A 16,772-nucleotide genomic window follows, 5' to 3' on the forward strand; every position below is an offset into this window, starting at 1 on the left:
GCTTAACTGTTTGACCCGGCGCATAGATGGTCTTTGACCATCGGTCCAACCTTACCGAAATCCATTTGACCGGTATAACGGGTTTTCAACTCGCCCATGACCTTGCCCATGTCACGGATGGACCCTGCCCCTGTTGCAGAGATCGCCGACTGAATGGCTTTCGAAACCTCTTCGTCATCCATCTGCTTGGGCAGAAATTCCTCAATGACCTCAACTTCACGCAGCTCGCGTTCGGCCAGATCCAACCGTCCGCCTTCTTCGTAAGCGCGCGCACTTTCCTTGCGCTGCTTTGTCATTTTCCCAAGTATTCCAAGTACTTCGGCGTCGCCGCAGCCCTTGACCTCTTCATTGTCCGAGGCCCGCGAAGCGATATCTCTGTCCTTGATTGCGGCGTTGATCAGCCGCAGCGTCGACAAGCGCTCAGCAGCCTTGTCTTTCATTGCTTGCTTCAGGGCGGCATTCACCCGTGATCGCATATCCATATGGTCTGTCCATCCCCATGGCAAAGGAACCCCGACCATATCGAAACAAAAAGCGCGACACAACAGGGGGCAAATATCGCTAAACCATTGTTTTTCCTCAATAGCCCAAAATTTGAACATACTTGACCCAGCGCCCCAACCCCCTTAGGTATGCGCCGATTTACCCAATAGGAGAGTCGCCCGATGGCCCAGAACGCCCCGTCCAAGCCCACCGCATGTCTGGCATTGGCCGACGGAACACTGTTCTACGGGATGGGCTTTGGCACCACCGGTCAGACCGTGGCCGAGCTGTGCTTTAACACCGCCATGACCGGGTATCAGGAAATCATGACTGACCCCTCTTATGCAGGGCAGATCGTGACCTTTACCTTCCCTCACGTCGGCAATGTCGGCGTCAACCTCGAGGATGACGAAACCGGTGATCCAGTTGCCGCCGGGATGGTTGTCAAATGGGACCCGACCGAGCCTTCAAACTGGCGCTCGGCCGAAGAACTTAAAACATGGCTTGAACGTCGTGGACGCATTGCCATCGGCGGAGTGGACACGCGCCGCCTGACCCGCGCCATCCGTCAGCAAGGTGCCCCCCATGTGGCGCTGGCCCATGACCCCGAGGGTAATTTCGATATCGAGGCTCTGATCGCCGCAGCGCGCGGATTTGCCGGGCTTGAAGGCATGGATCTGGCCAAAGAGGTCACCTGCGCCCAAAGCTATCGCTGGGATGAGATGCGGTGGGCCTGGCCTGACGGCTATACCCGTCAGGAAGCGCCTGTGCACAAGGTTGTCGCCATCGACTATGGTGCCAAGCGCAACATTCTACGCTGTCTCGCCTCGGCTGGCTGCGACGTGACCGTCCTGCCCGCCACCGCAACGGCGGCAGAGGTTCTGGCGCATAGCCCCGACGGTGTATTCCTGTCCAACGGCCCTGGCGACCCGGCAGCAACCGGCGAGTATGCCGTTCCGATGATCAAAGAGGTTCTGGACACCACCGACCTGCCCGTCTTTGGCATTTGTCTTGGCCACCAGATGTTGGCACTGGCGCTGGGTGGTCAGACAGTTAAGATGAACCACGGTCATCATGGGGCCAACCACCCTGTGAAGGACATGGAGACTGGCAAGGTCGAAATCACTTCGATGAACCACGGCTTTGCAGTCGACGCTCAATCGTTGCCTGAAGGCGTAGTGGAGACCCACCGTTCATTGTTTGACGGGTCGAACTGCGGCATCCGCATGACCGACCGCCCGGTTTATTCAGTACAGTACCACCCCGAAGCTTCGCCCGGTCCGCAGGACAGTTTTTATCTGTTCGAGCGCTTTGCCGATGCAATGGCAAGCCAGAAAGAGCAGGCATAAACACCGCTTCGAACATAGTTAACCCGCTGTTAACCTAGTTTTGACAACCTTGACGCCAAGTAACCGCGTCGGGGTTGTTTCTTTATGGTCGAACTGAACCTGCAGCATTTCGCGCATGCCGCGCCGATCCCTGCACAGGCAAGTAAGCCTCTGGGCGCTTGTCTGATCGACCGTGGACTGATCACTCAGTCGCAATTGGTCAAGGCTCTTGTTCTGCAATCCTGGCAACAGGCACCGTTGGGTGAAATTCTGGTGTCCGAAGGTTGGGTGACTCGTCAGGATGTGCAAGATGCTTTATCTGAGCAGCATGGTTTGCAAATCGCCGATCTGGACCGCCAACCTCCGCCCCCCGATTTGTGCCAGATCATGCCTGTCCAATTCTGGTTGACCCACAACGTCATACCGTGGAAGCGAATTGGTCCTGTCCTGATGATAGCGACAGCGCGCCCGGATCGCTTTCAAAAGGTCCACGCGGAACTGAAAGGGTGCGGTCGAACGATTATTCCTGTGCTTGCCGGAAGCGATCAAATAGACGATGCGATCTCTCGTGTGTTTTCTACCCCGCTTGCCAAAGCCGCCGAATCCCGGGTGAAAATAGAACAAAGCTGCCGATCCTGGTCACTGCGATCTCCGGTTTGGCCGGGTGCCATTCTGCTGGCGATGATCATCCTTTTTCTTGCTTTTCCCATGGTCGGGCTTTCATTCCTGGTTGCAGCAGCGGTCATTAGCTTGGCCCTATTCACATCCCTGCGCATAATTGGTTTGCTTGCCTTTCACTGGCGCCGCCCCACTCACCGAACAGAGACCGCAGATTCCAGCCCGCCTCAACCCCTGCCCTGTGTGTCCATCATGGTACCTCTGTACAAAGAGCGCGAAATCGCAGATGCCCTTATTCAACGGCTGACGCGGCTGACCTATCCCAAGTCTCTGCTGGACATCATCCTGGTACTTGAAGAAGCCGATAAGATCACCCGCTCCACCTTGGCCGAGGTTGATCTGCCCAGTTGGATCAGAACCATCGAAGTACCAGCACTCAACGGTCTAACCACCAAACCCCGCGCAATGAACTATGCACTGGATTTCTGCCGCGGCGACATTTTGGGTGTTTGGGATGCAGAAGATGCGCCACAACCGGATCAGATTGAGCGTGTTGTCCGAAAATTTGCGAGGGTGGAAGAGGACGTGGTCTGCCTGCAAGGTGTTCTCGACTACTATAACCCGCGCACCAATTGGCGATCGCGCTGCTTTTCTATCGAGTACAACAGCTGGTTCCGTGTTGTCCTTCAGGGTATCGCGCGACTTGGTCTTGTTGTTCCCTTGGGCGGGACCACTTTCTTTTTCCGCCGTGAAAAACTGTTGGAATTAGGTGGGTGGGATGCCCACAATGTAACTGAAGATGCCGATTTGGGGGTGCGTCTGTCCCGATCCGGTTATCGAACCGAAATGGTTGACACCGCAACGTTTGAAGAGGCCAACTTTCGCGCCTGGCCTTGGGTGCGACAGCGTTCGCGCTGGCTCAAGGGGTTCATGGTGACCTATCTGGTTCACATGCGAGCCCCAATGCGCCTTTTTCGCGACCTCGGCCCAGTACGGTTTCTTGGCGTTCAGGCCTTTTTTCTGGGAACCGTTATCCAATTCCTGCTGGCCCCAATCTTGTGGCTTTTCTGGCTCACGAGCTTTGGACTTCCCAGCCCGTTAGATCCGATCTTGCCCGCAACGATGACGGCAGTCCTGATCGGGCTGTTTCTGGCCGCCGAGATCACGAATGCGGTCGTCGGGATCGTCGCTGTATCCGCACAGGAAAGGCGGTTCCTTTTGCCATGGATTCCAACCATGCCGTTGTATTTCCCACTTGGCGTGCTGGCTGCGTATAAAGCTCTTTGGGAACTGATACTTAACCCGTTCTTTTGGGACAAAACGCAACACGGGCAGGCCAGCGAGGAAAGTCCGCCGGCCGAATGATCAATTCTCGCGCAGAACTGCATCCTGCTTCAGGCGAGTCATGAACGCAACCGAGATATGCTCTTTGAGCGCACGCCCCGCAGCCTCTTCATCCCGCGCAGCGATGGCTTCGACAATGCCCTTGTGCTCGCTCTGCGCTATCTCACCGCGCCCTTGCACGGCCAGAGAGGTAGTGGCCATCAGCGCCATAGTGCGATGAACAAGGTCCAGTTGCTGCACTAGATACCGGTTGTGAGAAGCAAGATGAATTTGCTCGTGAAAACGCCGGTTCGCGCGCGACAGGGCCGTGGGATCGTCGACCAAGGCATCGTCCTCGGTCACCATATCCTGCAACACCTTGATCTCTTCTTCGGTAGCGTGCTTGGCCGCCAGCTTCGCGGCCAACCCCTCAAGCTCTCGCCGCACCACATACAACTCGGCCATTTGGTTGTGGTCCAGCGACGCGACGATAAGCGATCGCCCGTCGCGCTCAAGCAACGACTGCGTCTCCAAGCGTTGCAGCGCTTCGCGGATGGGCGTCCGTGAAACCCCGAACCGTTCCGCCAGTTCGCTTTCGACCAAACGGTCGCCGGGCTTGTAGACGCCCACGTCGATCGCTTCGAGAATAAGGCTATAGGCGTCTTTTGTCGGCTGTCTGGACTGGGGCATAGTGTGGTTCGTCTCCTCGTTCGGACATGTCTATCCGCCACACACCCTGCGGATCAAGAGCGGCATTGAAAAGCTTGCTCATGCGCCCTAAACCAAAGCCATGGTCAAACCTGCCTTTGCTCACGTCACCCAATGGGTGTTCGACCTCGACAATACGCTGTACCCGCCGCATATGCGCCTGTTCGATCAGATCGAAGTGCTGATGACGGATTACGTTGTACAGGCAATCGGCGTCGACCGGGCCGAGGCGGATCGGCTGCGCTCTCACTATTGGCGGCACTACGGCACCACGCTGGCAGGGCTGATGGCTGAGCACGATCTGGACCCCGACCCCTATTTGCACGCTGTTCATCAGGTCGACATGAGCCACATGGACCCTGATGCCCAGCTAGCCGATCACATCCGGTCGCTACCCGGTCGCCGCATCGTTTACACCAATGGCAGCGCACCCTACGCCGAGCGCGTGCTTGAGGCGCGTGGCCTCAGCGGCCTGTTCGACGCGATCTATGGTGTGGAACACGCTGGCTATCGCCCCAAGCCCGAAAAAGCAGCGTTCGAGGCGATCTTTAAACAGGATGGAATTGAGGCCGCAAAGGCGGCCATGTTCGAGGATGACCCCCGAAATTTAGCCGCTCCGCACGCGATGGGAATGCGTACGGTCCATGTCGCGCCGGAACCTCATGAGGCCGACCATATTCATCACCATACAGACGATCTGACCGCGTTTCTATCCCGCCTGCGATAGGCTGTCACACTGCGACGATCTGCACATTCTGCAGGTGCAGCATAGCCCCTATATGCGCCTCAGCGACGAACAGAATCGGAGAACCCCATGAGCGCGATCGAGATGCCCGGACGCCTGCCAATTTGGCAGCGCCTGTTGTTTGCAATCCCCGTTTTCGGCTGGCTGGCCCGTGATGCCGCCAAAGGTGAGGCCGAAGATTGGTATTACACTGCCGCCGCGATCTTCAGCATGTGGGGCTGCTCTGCCCTGCTGTTTGGTCTGCCAGGACTATACATCCCTGCCGTCATGATGGTGCCGATGATGTTCATCATCCTCCTTCTGATTTCGCGCGGCTGACATACGAGACAGGATGTCACTTGGCACCGACCTTGGAACCGAACTAGGTTCTGCCCAAGACTCGGAGACCAAGGCCATGACTGACAGCTGTGACATCCTGATTTCCGGTGGTGGAATCGCCGGGCTGACCGCTGCGGCGGCCCTTGGAACTGCCGGATTCGACGTAGTTTGCGTCGACCCCACTCCCCCCATCACCGAGCGTGATGTGGACGGGTCCGACCTGCGGACGACTGCGTTTCTGCAACCAGCACACGGGCTGTTGGAGCAATGCGGACTGTGGGCACGGCTGGATGAACATGCCGCTCCCTTGCAAATCATGCGGATCGTGGATGCGGGCGGCGATGTACCCGAACCACGCGTAGTACGTGACTTTAACGCCGCCGATATATCCGACCAACCGTTTGGCTGGAACCTGCCGAACTGGTTGCTGCGTCGCGAGATAGTGGCGCGACTGGCCGAACTGCCCAATGTCGATTTCCGCCCCGGTACAGGCACCGTCAGCCTGTTCACCCGCACCGCCGAGGCGCGCGTAGGGCTGAGCGACGGAAGCCGCATTCGCTGCAAATTGGTGATCGCTGCGGACGGGCGTAACTCTCCCATGCGTGAGGCCGCCGGGATCAATGTCCACACCACGCGATACGGTCAAAAGGCGCTGGCCTTCGCCGTTACTCACCCAATCCCGCATGACAATGTTTCAACCGAGATTCACCGTTCGGGCGGACCGTTCACTCTGGTCCCACTACCCGACTGGCAGGGCCAGCCTTCCTCTGCGATTGTCTGGATGGAACGCGGCCCTCGTGCGGTTGAATTGCTGAACACCGAACCCGAGGCATTCGAGGCGCTGATGACCGAACGCTCCTGCGGGCTGTTCGGGCCGCTGAAACTGGCCTCGCGCCGAACGATCTGGCCGATCATAAGCCAGTCGGCGGAACGGCTGTCGGGTGAACGCATCGCCCTGATGGCCGAAGCGGCCCACATTGTACCCCCTATCGGTGCACAAGGGCTGAATATGTCGCTGGGAGATCTGCGCAGCCTGCTGGATCTTGCCCACGCCCGCCCCGAGGGTCTGGGCGATGCGCAGATGCTGGACGCCTATCACAAGGCCCGACACACCGAGATCGAGATGCGGGTCAAAGGCATCGACTTGTTAAACCGCGCCTCAATGATCGAAGCGCGGCCGCTGCGCGATGCGCGGGCGATGGGATTGAATGCGCTCTACTCCCTGCCGCCCGTGCGGAAAACGCTGATGCAGATGGGTCTCGGCGTGAGCTGAGACTCAAGATCACAGAACCTGATCCAACACGCGCTTGAGCCGCGCAATTGTGCCATCCACGTCATACAGTTTATCCAGCCCGAACAAGCCCAGACGGAATGTGCTGAACCCCTCAGGCTCATCACATTGCAGCGGAACACCGGCTGCAATCTGCATGCCCAACGCGACAAATTTCTTGCCGTTCTGAACATCGGGGTCCGAGGTATAGCTGACCACAACTCCCGGCGCGCCAAACCCCTCGGCAGCAACCGAAGCAACACCTTTCTCTTTCAGCATTGCCCGGACACCGTTGCCCAAAGCCCATTGCGCATCTCGCAGTTTTTCAAAGCCATAGTCGCGCGTTTCGACCATTGTATCCCGAAATGCCTGCAAGGCATCGGTCGGCATGGTGGCATGATAGGCATGCCCACCGTTTTCATAAGCTTGCATGATCTGACGCCATTTCTTCAGATCTACAGCAAAACTATCCGACGTTGTTTCTTGCAAACGTGCTTCAGCCCGATTGGACATCATGACCAAACCGGCGCAAGGCGATGCGCTCCACCCTTTCTGCGGGGCTGAAATCAAAACATCCACACCGGTCGCCTTCATGTCGACCCACGCACAGCCAGAGGCGATGCAATCCAACACCATCAACGCACCGACCTCATGCGCAGCTTCTGCCATTGCGGTCACATAATCCTCTGGCAAGATGAGGCCCGCAGATGTTTCAACATGCGGCGCAAAAACCACATCAGGACGCTGCTCACGAATTGTTGAAATTACCTCTTCGATCGGGGCCGGAGCAAATGGCGACGGGCTGGAGTTTCCGGTCTGCCGCGCCTTGAGCACCGTAGCCGACGCTGTCAGCGTTGCAGATTCGATGATCTGGCTCCAGCGATAAGAAAACCACCCATTTCGTACGACCAGAACATTGGCATTACGTGCGAACTGGCGCGCCACGGCCTCCATGCCGTAGGTGCCGCCGCCTGGGATCACGGCAACGCCGTCCGCCTTGTAAACATCCCGCAACATAGAAGATATATCACGCATGACGGTTTGAAACCGAGCTGACATGTGGTTCAAGGATCGATCCGTGAACACAACTGAGAATTCTTCCAGCCCATTCGGGTCGATGGTTTCCAAAAGCGCTGGCATGATTTGTCCTTTCAAAGTGCGTTCGGGTTTCATGAGTCTGTACTTTGGGATGTTATGACGCTTGCTGCGCAACGGCAATTGACGCGACGGAACTCAATTTACTAACGCAAAATTAACCTCAAAAACCGTCAATTGAATGATTACTTGACGCCAAATAGTGTCACCACCCCTTTACACCCTGAGGTGTTTCTGAACAGATACATTCACTTTGTAGAAGAAAGGCATTACTTCTCGTGACTGCTCAAAAGCGGATCAGTTTTCAGGTTGTACGTGACGAAGTCAAGCGGCGGATTGAAAGCCGAATCTGGCCACAGGGGTCTCTGCTTCCGACCGAAACGCAGCTTGCCGAAGAATTCAATTGCGCGCGCGCGACCGTTAACCGCGCCCTGCGCGAACTGGCCGAACAGGGCTTTGTCGAGCGTAAGCGCAAAAGTGGCACGCGGGTCAAGAAAGAGCCCAGCAAACACGCGAAACTGGAGTTCTCGCTGGCGCGTCAAGCTGTTGAGAACCAGAATTCCACCTATCGCTATGCTCTTGTTGAGCGAAATGTCGTGTCCAGCCCCGGTTGGCTAGCCTCTCAGCTAAACGTTTCGCCGGATGCGCGGGTATTACACGTGATCTGCATGCACTACGCCGACAACCGCCCCTTTCAGCTTGAAGAGCGTTGGATCAACATCGAAACCGTACCCGAGGTAGAGCATGCGGATTTGAACACGCATGGCCCACATGAGTGGTTGCTGAACATAGCCCCCTTTACCGAAGCCGAGATCGCATTTTGCGCAATTTCAGCCGACGGGCGGCTTGCTGAATTTATGGGCACTACGACTGGCACCTCGATGATTCAGCTTGAGCGCACGACTTGGAAAGACGGTTTGCCGATGACCTTTGCTCGGATGACGCATCATCCCGGCTTTTGCATCCGCACCAAGTACTGATCCCAGTCACCCGATCGGGCCTGGCAGGCGCTCTTCGCTGAGTAGAACGTTTGCCTCAACCTCACCAGCCCCGGGCAATGTCATGATCCGTCGCCGTAGGACCCGTTCGAAATCCGCCAAATCGCGTGCCACAACTCGCAGGCGATAGTCATACAAGCCTAAGACATGCTCAACAGTCTGCACTTCGGGGATGGCGGCGACGGCGCGTTCGAAATCCTCCAGGCTGACCTGTCCTTTGCGCGCCAGCTTGACGCCAAGGAAAACGGTCACACCAAACCCCAGCGCCTCTGCATTCAGGCGTAGACGGCGCCCCTTGATGACGCCCGCCTCTTCCATCCTACGAATGCGCCGCCATGTGGCTGGCTGTGACAAGCCCAACTTACGCCCCAACGCCCCTGCACTTTGCGTCGCGTCCTGTACCAGCGCGCGCAGAATCTGGCGGTCGAGGTCATCCAGCTCGATCATACCGGCAACACTTCGTTGCGCTTGACGCGGGCGATATGCATCAACGCCTCGATATCGGCGATATGCGGCAAAGTCAGAATGCGATCACGATAGAGCTGCTGATAGTTGGACATATCCCGCGCCAACACCGATAGGCGCACGTCCACCCGCCCCAAAAACGTCTGAATTTCGACCACCTCGGCAACCAGACGCGCGGCGGCTGTGAATTCATCAAAGGCACGGGGCTGCGTTTTGTCCAGCGTCACACGCAACGAGACCTCAATTGCATAGCCCAAGGCGGCCCAGTCGATAACGGCCTCCTGCCCCTGTATGATGCCAGCGGCCTGCATCTTCTCAACCCGCCGCCAACACACACCTTGGCTGATCCCGCAGCGCTCGGCCAGTTCGGCCATGGACAGCGTTGGTTCCGGCTGCAGATGGCGCAGAATACGTCGATCCATGTCGTCAAGCATGATTTTCCCGAGATATCAGATTGGCACGAATAATTTTTCATCTTTTTCCAAAATACTCAATGGAAAACCGCTCGCCAATAGCTCCACGCCCAACTAAAAGCTCAGCAACCGTAACAGAAAGGACCGAAATCATGCGCGTCTATTACGATCGCGATTGCGACATCAACCTGATCAAAGACAAAAAAGTAGCCATCCTGGGTTATGGCTCGCAAGGTCACGCCCACGCGCTGAACCTGCGCGACTCGGGTGCCAAGAATCTGGTCGTCGCCCTGCGCGAAGGCTCGCCCTCGGCCAAGAAAGCTGAAGGCGAAGGTCTACAGGTGATGGGTATCGCCGAAGCCGCTGCATGGTGTGACGTCATCATGTTCACCATGCCCGATGAACTGCAGGCCGAGACCTACAAGAAATACGTGCATGACAACATCAAGCCCGGCGCAGCTATCGCGTTCGCCCACGGCCTGAACGTCCACTTCGGCCTGATCGAGCCGAAAGAAGGCGTTGACGTCATCATGATGGCCCCCAAAGGCCCCGGCCACACCGTGCGTGGCGAATACACCAAAGGCGGCGGCGTACCTTGCCTGGTCGCAGTGAACAACGACGCGACAGGCAAAGCGCTGGAAATCGGCCTGTCCTATTGCTCGGCCATCGGTGGCGGCCGCTCGGGAATCATCGAAACCAACTTCCGTGAAGAGTGTGAAACCGACCTCTTCGGCGAACAGGCCGTTCTGTGCGGCGGTCTGGTCGAACTGATCCGCTGCGGCTTTGAAACTCTGGTCGAGGCAGGCTACGCGCCTGAAATGGCCTATTTCGAGTGTCTGCACGAAGTGAAGCTGATCGTTGACCTGATCTACGAAGGCGGTATCGCCAACATGGACTACTCGATCTCGAACACTGCCGAGTACGGCCAGTATGTCACCGGCCCGCGCATCCTGAAATACGACGAGACCAAAGCGCGCATGAAAGCGGTTCTGAATGACATCCAGCAGGGTAAATTCGTCCGTGACTTCATGCTGGAAAACGCCGTTGGTCAACCGACCATCAAAGCAGCCCGTCGCGCCAATGACGAGCATCAGATCGAAGAAACCGGCGCCAAGCTGCGCGGCATGATGCCGTGGATTTCGGCCGGCAAAATGGTCGACAAAGAAAAGAACTAAGTCTGACTATCGTCAGCAGAAGGGCGGCCCTCAGTGGCCGCCCTTTTTCGTAAAGACCGTCAATCAACCTGTTGTAAAAACTGACGCTTCACGCGATCAATCACCGCAATGATTTGCGAGGTCAGCACAAAAATGGTCGATCAGCCCTCATCGCGCGACTGGAGTGGAGTTATTGCCCTCGGCCTCATCTGGGGCGGCACCTTTATGGTCGTCGCCATGGCGCTTGAGGGGTATGGGCCTGTAACCGTTGCAACTGCACGCACCACTCTGGGCGCATTGACCTTGCTGGCTATGATGGTCCTGACGGGGCGCAAGCTACCTACCGGCGACCTGAAACTGTGGGGCTACATCGTCGTCATCGGCGTGTTGTCCACCGCTCTGCCGTTCATGCTGCTCAGCTGGGGTCAGCAATATGTGGCTTCGGCCTTTGCCGGCCTTTCAATGGCGGCCATTCCCTTGATGGTTCTGCCGCTGGCGCATTTCTTCTCGGACGAACCGCTGAACGCCCGGCGTTTTGTTGGTGTATCGCTGGGATTTTGCGGGGCTCTGGTTTTGATCGGCCCGGGTCTGGCGCAGATCGGACAAGGGGCCGAACCCTTGGCACAACTCGCCTGCATCGGTGCTGCGCTTTGCTACTCCTGCGCGTCGATCTTTACCCGGCGCTGCCCGCCCATCGACCCCGTTGCATTGGCCGCGCTGTCGCTGGTCGTTGGGGCGGTGTTGTTGCTGCCGTTCATGTTGATGATCGAAGGCATTCCCGACTGGGAAGGCACGCGTCCCGGTCTGGCGATCATCGCACTGGGGCTGCTGCCCACTGCTTTTGCCACCCTATTGCGTGTCTCGATCATCCGCAGCGCAGGGTCTGTGTTCCTTACACTTGTCAACTACCAAGTACCCATCTGGTCGATGGTGCTCGGGGCGTGGATTCTGTCCGAGGCCCTGCCACTGCGGTTTTACATCGCGCTGGCGATGATCCTGACGGGGCTGGCAATCAGCCAGTGGTTCAGCCTGCGCAAGATGCTGTTCGGGCGTTAACTGGCGACCGCTTCGACCTCGGCCACGATGCCATCGACGACCTGTGTCAACAAAGCGTCATCCTCGCATTCGGCCATCACTCGGATTAAAGGCTCAGTCCCCGATTTGCGGATCAACAAACGCCCCTGCCCGTTCAATCTCGCCTCGGCATCGGCAATCGCGGCCTTCACGCTGGAGGTTTCGAGCGGAGCCTGCCCTTCGCCGTAGCGTACGTTCTTCAACAATTGCGGTACGGTTTCGAACTGCACGGACAACTCAGATGCCTTACGGTCTGAATGGACCATCTCGGCAAGGAAATGCAGACCTGCCATCAAACCGTCACCAGTGGTGGCAAAATCACTCATGACAATGTGCCCCGATTGCTCACCACCCAGATTGAACCCACCTTCGCGCATCCGTTCGACGACATACCGGTCGCCAACGGCTGTTCGTTCCAACCGCAATCCTTGCGCGGCCAGGTGCCGTTCCAGCCCAAGGTTTGACATCACAGTCGCAACCAAAGCACCGCCTTCAAGACGGCCGGCCTTTGCCCAGCTGGTCGCCAGAAGAGCCATCAACTGGTCACCATCTGCTACCTGACCATTCTCATCGACCATCACAACGCGGTCGGCGTCGCCGTCCAGACAAATGCCCACATCCGCGCCATGGGCCACTACCGTCTCGGCCGCCAACTGAGGTTTGGTAGATCCGCAATTCTGGTTGATATTTTTACCATTCGGCGCAATCCCCACTGGAATGACCTCAGCGCCCAGTTCCCACAGAACCTCGGGTGCGGTGCGGTGCGCGGCACCGTTGGCGCAGTCGACCACCACTTTCAACCCGTCCAGACGCAAATCGCGGGACAACGAGGATTTCACCCGTTCGCCATACCGGAACCGTGCATCATCCACACGGCGGGCTCGGCCTATGTTTTGTGCTTGCGCAGGTTTGACACCCTCTTCGATCAGGCGTTCGATCTCCAGTTCTGCTTGATCGGACAGCTTGTACCCGTCAGGACCAAAGAACTTGATACCGTTATCATCAGCCGGGTTATGGCTGGCCGAAATCATCACCCCTAAATCAGCCCGCATCGAGCGGGTCATCAACCCAACCGCAGGGGTCGGGACCGGGCCCAGCAACAGCACATTCATCCCAGTCGAGGTCAGCCCCGCAGTCAGCGCATTTTCCAGCATGTACCCGGACAGGCGTGTGTCCTTACCGATAACCACCCGATGCGCACCGGATTGATCACGGCGAAAATACCGCCCTACAGCCGCCCCAATACGCAAGGCCATTTCGGCCGTAATCGGATAGGTGTTCGCGGTGCCCCGCACCCCGTCAGTTCCGAACAGCTTGCGCATGGTAGTTCTCCGTTCATTTCTTGCCTGCGACCGGATTACCGGACGGCGGCCCATAGACGCAAGGCCTGAACGGTTTCGGCCACGTCATGAACCCGGACGATCTGCACGCCCTGAGACAACCCGGCCAGTGCCACTGCGATCGATCCCGGTGCGCGGGCGTCTTTGCGCGGCTCGCGCCCGATCTCTCCGATGAGGCCCTTGCGCGAGACACCCAGCAAGATTGGACAGCCCAACCCATGGAACAGGCTGAGGTTTTGCAGCAGGGTCAGATTATGCTCCAGTGTCTTGCCAAACCCGATACCAGGATCAGCAACAATCCGGTTGCGGTTGACGCCCAAGCGTTCCAGTTTCTCGATCTGCGCTTCAAGAAAATCATAAACGTCCAGAAGAACATCATCGTATTGCGGATCATCCTGCATCGTGGCCGGATCACCCTGCATATGCATCACACAAACGGGCGCGCCGACCTCGGCACAAAACGGGGCCAATTGTGGATCAAATGTAAAGCCCGACACATCATTGATCAGACCTGCCCCAGCGTTCCATGCGGCCTTGGCGACGCTGGCCTTACGAGTGTCGATGGAAATGAGAGCCTGCGTTTCAGCACGGATAGCCTCGATCAAAGGCTTGGTGCGGGCGATTTCCTCATCCTCGGGTACAAACGCAGCCCCAGGACGTGTCGATTCACCGCCGATATCCAGAATTCCTGCGTCATGCGCCACCATCTGTTTCGCGGCGGATACCGCAGCCTCGACCGAATTATGCACACCGCCGTCCGAAAAACTGTCGGGGGTCGCGTTCAGGATGCCCATGATTTGCGGTCGATCCATCGCAAGCCCCGCGATATCGGCGCGCGGTCCGGTCAGGCGCTTCAGTACTTCTGTCTGGATATCTCGCGCGGCTACTATCGCTGGAGGAGAAGTGCGAGACAACCGTTCTGCATGGGTAAACCACAGAGATTGCCCGGCGAGCGATACAGCACCATCAAGCCGGGCAGCGCCATGTTGAACCAGCGGTCGAAAATATTCGGTCACAGTTTCCCCTGATCCACGGAAATCGCGCGCAGAGGCGTCTTCGGCGCGTTTGGCAAGGCACCGCCGATCACCATCATCTCACTGGCCTCAAAGGTGGCCGCGAACCAGGCTGCCAAAGCCACAGCATCTGATGGCGCAGCCGATGGGCCATCAACCGCATCCAGAACAATCTTGGACGGCGCCCAAACGCAAATCTGGCCGTTCTTCATTGCCCAATCCAATTCTGTTCGGGTGGAAACAACCACACACCGATGATCCCGTGCTGCCAGAACCCATGCGTTCTGCTCGATGGCCAGCAGGTCAATCCGGCGCTGTGTCATCGCGTGGCCGGTCTGCGGCACCGCCATATCCGACGCACCGACGCAAAGGATCAGCGGCCGCTGACGGTTTTCCAGTTGATCAATCCAACCGGTCAGATTGGGCGACGCAATAGCCTCATTCGAAAGGAACACCAGACGCGGATGTGGGCGTTCTTCCTCAACCACATCATGATGGGCTTTATCCCTGCCACGCACGATTTCCACGCCCAAGGCCCCAGGGCCGCGATCAAGTTTTTCTATGCGGACAAAAGCCCTTACAGCCTGAGGTTCAAGTAGAATACGCTCAGCCACACGATCTGCCAAAGTCTCCAGCAGATTCAGCCGTTCAGCGGCCAGTTCATGCGCGATGGCCTCGGTCACCCGGTCATAGGACAGGATGCGGTCAACATCGTCATCAATCGGATCGGTTAGCGGGCGGACTTCGACCACGATGTTAAAGCAGATGCGCTGCGTTGTTCCGCGCTCGGCCTGAAAAGCGCCGATCTCGACCTCGACGATATGGTCCCGTAATGAGATACGATCCAACGGCCCCCGCGTTGCGGTCGCTTCAGACCGCTCGGATGGGTGCGCAAAGGCAAGACGGATTTCAGAGCTCATACGACAGACCTTTTCGGGCTTTTGGACTGATCTACCCAAATTATACGATGCGCGGGCGTATAACACTGCAACAAACGCCATTCTAGTCGTCGATTGCGTCGTCAGGTGACGCGAAACCAACTCATCATACCAGAGGCAGCATGACCCAGCATGTGACAGTGCAACAACCAATCACCGGGATTATCCGCAACCAGAGCGATTTGACGCGTTTGCCCACGTTCGACCAGCACGGTGTCGCGCCACGGGCCAAGTCTACCATCAGCCAGTATGAGGCGAAAATGATGTCCGTGCAGGTGCATAGCATGCGGAAAGGCCGTTTCGTTGACAAACTCAATCCGATGCACGCTGCCCCGCTGCGCATCAAGAAACGGATCCTGCGGTCGCTCCGCGTATCCGTTCAACGCCCAGAACCGGCCTAGTTGTACCAATTCACGCCCCGAGAGCAGCGTTTCGCCCAGATGCGCGGATTCAAGCCAGCGCATCGCACCGCCCTGCAATGTCATCCTATGTAATGGCGCGCTATCGAGCGTCACCGCAGGCAAGGGATTCGGCGGCAGTGGCGCAATGCTAGGCTGACCTGTGCGTGCGGATTGACCAGACACTGCGAAGCGAACCAGCCCAAAAGCACCCTCCCGCTCGCGGCTGACAAGCCCGGCAACCTTGTCAGGCTGGGCCTCTACATCCACAACCAAATCAGCACGTTGGGCAGGCGCCAGTGGGAAACTATCTTCAACCCGCATCGGGGTTTCCAGCGGCATTCCATCCAGTGCTACAATCCAGCCTACCAACCCATCCAGAGAAAGATCATAAATTCGGGCGTTCGACGCATTTACCAGCCGTAAACGCAGCCGGTCCCGACTGCGCACAGAAAAAGCTGGATCAAACTGGCCATTGACCGAGACGAGATTACCTAACCGTCCAGCGTGGCTTTGATCATGACCATTGTCGAAATCGTCGACGATATGAGCGGTTTCCGGATCAAGACGCCAATCATCCAACATCAGCGTCAGATCATGATCGACATCAAGCGGTTCGGCTTCCTCAACGATTAGAGGGCCGTAAAGGCCGCGCGCCACCTGCTCGACCGAGCGGTTATGCGCATAATACCAATAGGTTCCCGCATCGGGGACCAAAAAATCGTACCGAAAATCTCCGCCCGACTTAACCACGTCCTGTGTTAATCCCGGCACGCCATCCATCGCATTGTCGATCCGAATACCGTGCCAATGGATGGTGGTCGGCTGAGGTAGGTCGTTTACCAGCCTGCGCTGAAGCCGCGCACCCTGAGCTAACCGGATCTCAGGGCCGGGTACGCCACCGCCATAGCTCCATACCGGTGTCTCAGGAAAGCCATCCGGGGCGATCTGCTGAATAGCCTTTCGCGCAACCAGGTCAGTACTGGACGCCCGAACAGCCTTGGGCAATACCGCCAGCGCGGTCGCCGATTGCAGGAAAAGTCTGCGTGAAAACGTCATTGCGGGCCTCCTGGCCCGCAACATAGGTCAAA

17 protein-coding genes are annotated in these 16,772 nt (G+C 57.5%); 8 read left to right on the plus strand and 9 right to left on the minus strand.

Features of this window, described 5'->3' with window-relative positions:
• Positions 1 to 2 precede the first annotated feature (2 nt).
• A complete protein-coding gene (locus tag GOW93_RS02640; protein ID WP_170381508.1) occupies positions 3 to 482 on the minus strand; it encodes a GatB/YqeY domain-containing protein in 480 nt (159 codons plus the stop codon).
• A 183-nt stretch (positions 483 to 665) separates the two neighbouring features.
• Here GOW93_RS02640 and carA point away from each other — a divergent pair, with 183 nt between their 5' ends.
• Both carA and GOW93_RS02650 read left to right on the plus strand, forming a co-directional pair.
• On the plus strand, positions 666 to 1,832 hold the full coding sequence (carA, locus tag GOW93_RS02645; protein ID WP_170381509.1) for a glutamine-hydrolyzing carbamoyl-phosphate synthase small subunit: 1,167 nt from the start codon (positions 666 to 668) through the stop codon (positions 1,830 to 1,832).
• 84 nt (positions 1,833 to 1,916) lie between these two features.
• Positions 1,917 to 3,794, plus strand: a complete 1,878-nt coding sequence (locus GOW93_RS02650) for a glycosyltransferase (protein ID WP_170381510.1) — start codon at positions 1,917 to 1,919, stop codon at positions 3,792 to 3,794.
• Here GOW93_RS02650 and GOW93_RS02655 read toward each other — a convergent pair whose 3' ends face one another.
• Positions 3,795 to 4,442 (minus strand): GntR family transcriptional regulator, encoded by a 648-nt coding sequence (locus GOW93_RS02655; protein WP_170381511.1) that lies wholly within the window; start codon positions 4,440 to 4,442, stop codon positions 3,795 to 3,797.
• A gap of 100 nt (positions 4,443 to 4,542) precedes the next feature.
• Here GOW93_RS02655 and GOW93_RS02660 point away from each other — a divergent pair, with 100 nt between their 5' ends.
• The 3 genes from GOW93_RS02660 (at position 4,543) to GOW93_RS02670 (ending at position 6,796) form a co-directional block, all read left to right on the plus strand.
• On the plus strand, positions 4,543 to 5,187 hold the full coding sequence (locus tag GOW93_RS02660) for a pyrimidine 5'-nucleotidase (RefSeq protein WP_170381512.1): 645 nt from the start codon (positions 4,543 to 4,545) through the stop codon (positions 5,185 to 5,187).
• An 87-nt stretch (positions 5,188 to 5,274) separates the two neighbouring features.
• The gene (locus GOW93_RS02665; protein WP_170381513.1) at positions 5,275 to 5,523 is read left to right on the plus strand and encodes a hypothetical protein; all 249 of its coding nucleotides are present in this window, start codon (positions 5,275 to 5,277) and stop codon (positions 5,521 to 5,523) included.
• 76 nt (positions 5,524 to 5,599) lie between these two features.
• Positions 5,600 to 6,796, plus strand: coding sequence for a UbiH/UbiF family hydroxylase (locus GOW93_RS02670; protein WP_170381514.1), 1,197 nt, complete (start codon positions 5,600 to 5,602; stop codon positions 6,794 to 6,796).
• A 9-nt stretch (positions 6,797 to 6,805) separates the two neighbouring features.
• Here GOW93_RS02670 and GOW93_RS02675 read toward each other — a convergent pair whose 3' ends face one another.
• Positions 6,806 to 7,933 carry an aminotransferase class V-fold PLP-dependent enzyme gene (locus GOW93_RS02675; protein ID WP_170381515.1) on the minus strand — a complete coding sequence of 376 codons (1,128 nt, stop codon included), beginning with the start codon at positions 7,931 to 7,933 and terminating at the stop codon, positions 6,806 to 6,808.
• A gap of 233 nt (positions 7,934 to 8,166) precedes the next feature.
• Here GOW93_RS02675 and GOW93_RS02680 point away from each other — a divergent pair, with 233 nt between their 5' ends.
• The gene (locus tag GOW93_RS02680) at positions 8,167 to 8,868 is read left to right on the plus strand and encodes a GntR family transcriptional regulator (RefSeq protein ID WP_170381516.1); all 702 of its coding nucleotides are present in this window, start codon (positions 8,167 to 8,169) and stop codon (positions 8,866 to 8,868) included.
• A 6-nt stretch (positions 8,869 to 8,874) separates the two neighbouring features.
• Here GOW93_RS02680 and GOW93_RS02685 read toward each other — a convergent pair whose 3' ends face one another.
• Positions 8,875 to 9,333, minus strand: a complete 459-nt coding sequence (locus GOW93_RS02685; protein WP_170381517.1) for an Lrp/AsnC family transcriptional regulator — start codon at positions 9,331 to 9,333, stop codon at positions 8,875 to 8,877.
• Positions 9,330 to 9,785, minus strand: a complete 456-nt coding sequence (locus GOW93_RS02690) for an Lrp/AsnC family transcriptional regulator (RefSeq protein WP_170381518.1) — start codon at positions 9,783 to 9,785, stop codon at positions 9,330 to 9,332. Before GOW93_RS02690 ends, GOW93_RS02685 begins: the two co-directional genes overlap by 4 nt.
• A 131-nt stretch (positions 9,786 to 9,916) precedes the next feature.
• Between GOW93_RS02690 and ilvC the strand changes: the two genes are divergently transcribed.
• Together ilvC and GOW93_RS02700 are read left to right on the plus strand one after the other, a co-directional pair.
• Positions 9,917 to 10,939, plus strand: a complete 1,023-nt coding sequence (gene ilvC / locus GOW93_RS02695; protein ID WP_170381519.1) for a ketol-acid reductoisomerase — start codon at positions 9,917 to 9,919, stop codon at positions 10,937 to 10,939.
• Between the two features lie 132 nt (positions 10,940 to 11,071).
• Positions 11,072 to 11,974, plus strand: coding sequence for a DMT family transporter (locus tag GOW93_RS02700; RefSeq protein ID WP_170381520.1), 903 nt, complete (start codon positions 11,072 to 11,074; stop codon positions 11,972 to 11,974).
• Here GOW93_RS02700 and glmM read toward each other — a convergent pair.
• The 4 genes from glmM to GOW93_RS02720 form a co-directional block, all read right to left on the minus strand.
• Positions 11,971 to 13,314: a phosphoglucosamine mutase gene (glmM, locus tag GOW93_RS02705; RefSeq protein ID WP_170381521.1), complete on the minus strand. Its 1,344-nt coding sequence runs from the start codon at positions 13,312 to 13,314 to the stop codon at positions 11,971 to 11,973. The two genes, GOW93_RS02700 and glmM, sit on opposite strands and share 4 nt — an antisense overlap.
• 35 nt (positions 13,315 to 13,349) lie before the next feature.
• On the minus strand, positions 13,350 to 14,348 hold the full coding sequence (gene folP / locus GOW93_RS02710; RefSeq protein ID WP_170381522.1) for a dihydropteroate synthase: 999 nt from the start codon (positions 14,346 to 14,348) through the stop codon (positions 13,350 to 13,352).
• Positions 14,345 to 15,265, minus strand: a complete 921-nt coding sequence (locus GOW93_RS02715; protein WP_170381523.1) for a dihydroneopterin aldolase — start codon at positions 15,263 to 15,265, stop codon at positions 14,345 to 14,347. Before GOW93_RS02715 ends, folP begins: the two co-directional genes overlap by 4 nt.
• A gap of 101 nt (positions 15,266 to 15,366) precedes the next feature.
• On the minus strand, positions 15,367 to 16,740 hold the full coding sequence (locus GOW93_RS02720) for a multicopper oxidase family protein (RefSeq protein ID WP_170381524.1): 1,374 nt from the start codon (positions 16,738 to 16,740) through the stop codon (positions 15,367 to 15,369).
• Positions 16,741 to 16,772: the final 32 nt, after the last annotated feature.

Origin of the sequence: Ruegeria atlantica, from assembly GCF_013032455.1 — a bacterium.
Taxonomy (GTDB): Bacteria; Pseudomonadota; Alphaproteobacteria; order Rhodobacterales; family Rhodobacteraceae; genus Ruegeria; species Ruegeria atlantica_B.

Bases quoted from the DNA above. Each gene is read 5' to 3' on its own strand.
- GOW93_RS02685 (WP_170381517.1), bottom strand. From the start codon at position 9,333: ATGATCGAGCTGGATGACCTCGACCGCCAGATTCTGCGCGCGCTGGTA.
- GOW93_RS02720 (WP_170381524.1), bottom strand. From the start codon at position 16,740: ATGACGTTTTCACGCAGACTTTTCCTGCAATCGGCGACCGCGCTGGCG.
- GOW93_RS02655 (WP_170381511.1), bottom strand. From the start codon at position 4,442: ATGCCCCAGTCCAGACAGCCGACAAAAGACGCCTATAGCCTTATTCTC.
- GOW93_RS02670 (WP_170381514.1), top strand. From the start codon at position 5,600: ATGACTGACAGCTGTGACATCCTGATTTCCGGTGGTGGAATCGCCGGG.
- GOW93_RS02715 (WP_170381523.1), bottom strand. From the start codon at position 15,265: ATGAGCTCTGAAATCCGTCTTGCCTTTGCGCACCCATCCGAGCGGTCT.
- GOW93_RS02690 (WP_170381518.1), bottom strand. From the start codon at position 9,785: ATGCTTGACGACATGGATCGACGTATTCTGCGCCATCTGCAGCCGGAA.
- GOW93_RS02650 (WP_170381510.1), top strand. From the start codon at position 1,917: ATGGTCGAACTGAACCTGCAGCATTTCGCGCATGCCGCGCCGATCCCT.
- GOW93_RS02665 (WP_170381513.1), top strand. From the start codon at position 5,275: ATGAGCGCGATCGAGATGCCCGGACGCCTGCCAATTTGGCAGCGCCTG.
- GOW93_RS02675 (WP_170381515.1), bottom strand. From the start codon at position 7,933: ATGCCAGCGCTTTTGGAAACCATCGACCCGAATGGGCTGGAAGAATTC.
- ilvC (WP_170381519.1), top strand. From the start codon at position 9,917: ATGCGCGTCTATTACGATCGCGATTGCGACATCAACCTGATCAAAGAC.
- glmM (WP_170381521.1), bottom strand. From the start codon at position 13,314: ATGCGCAAGCTGTTCGGAACTGACGGGGTGCGGGGCACCGCGAACACC.
- carA (WP_170381509.1), top strand. From the start codon at position 666: ATGGCCCAGAACGCCCCGTCCAAGCCCACCGCATGTCTGGCATTGGCC.
- GOW93_RS02700 (WP_170381520.1), top strand. From the start codon at position 11,072: ATGGTCGATCAGCCCTCATCGCGCGACTGGAGTGGAGTTATTGCCCTC.
- GOW93_RS02660 (WP_170381512.1), top strand. From the start codon at position 4,543: ATGGTCAAACCTGCCTTTGCTCACGTCACCCAATGGGTGTTCGACCTC.
- GOW93_RS02640 (WP_170381508.1), bottom strand. From the start codon at position 482: ATGGATATGCGATCACGGGTGAATGCCGCCCTGAAGCAAGCAATGAAA.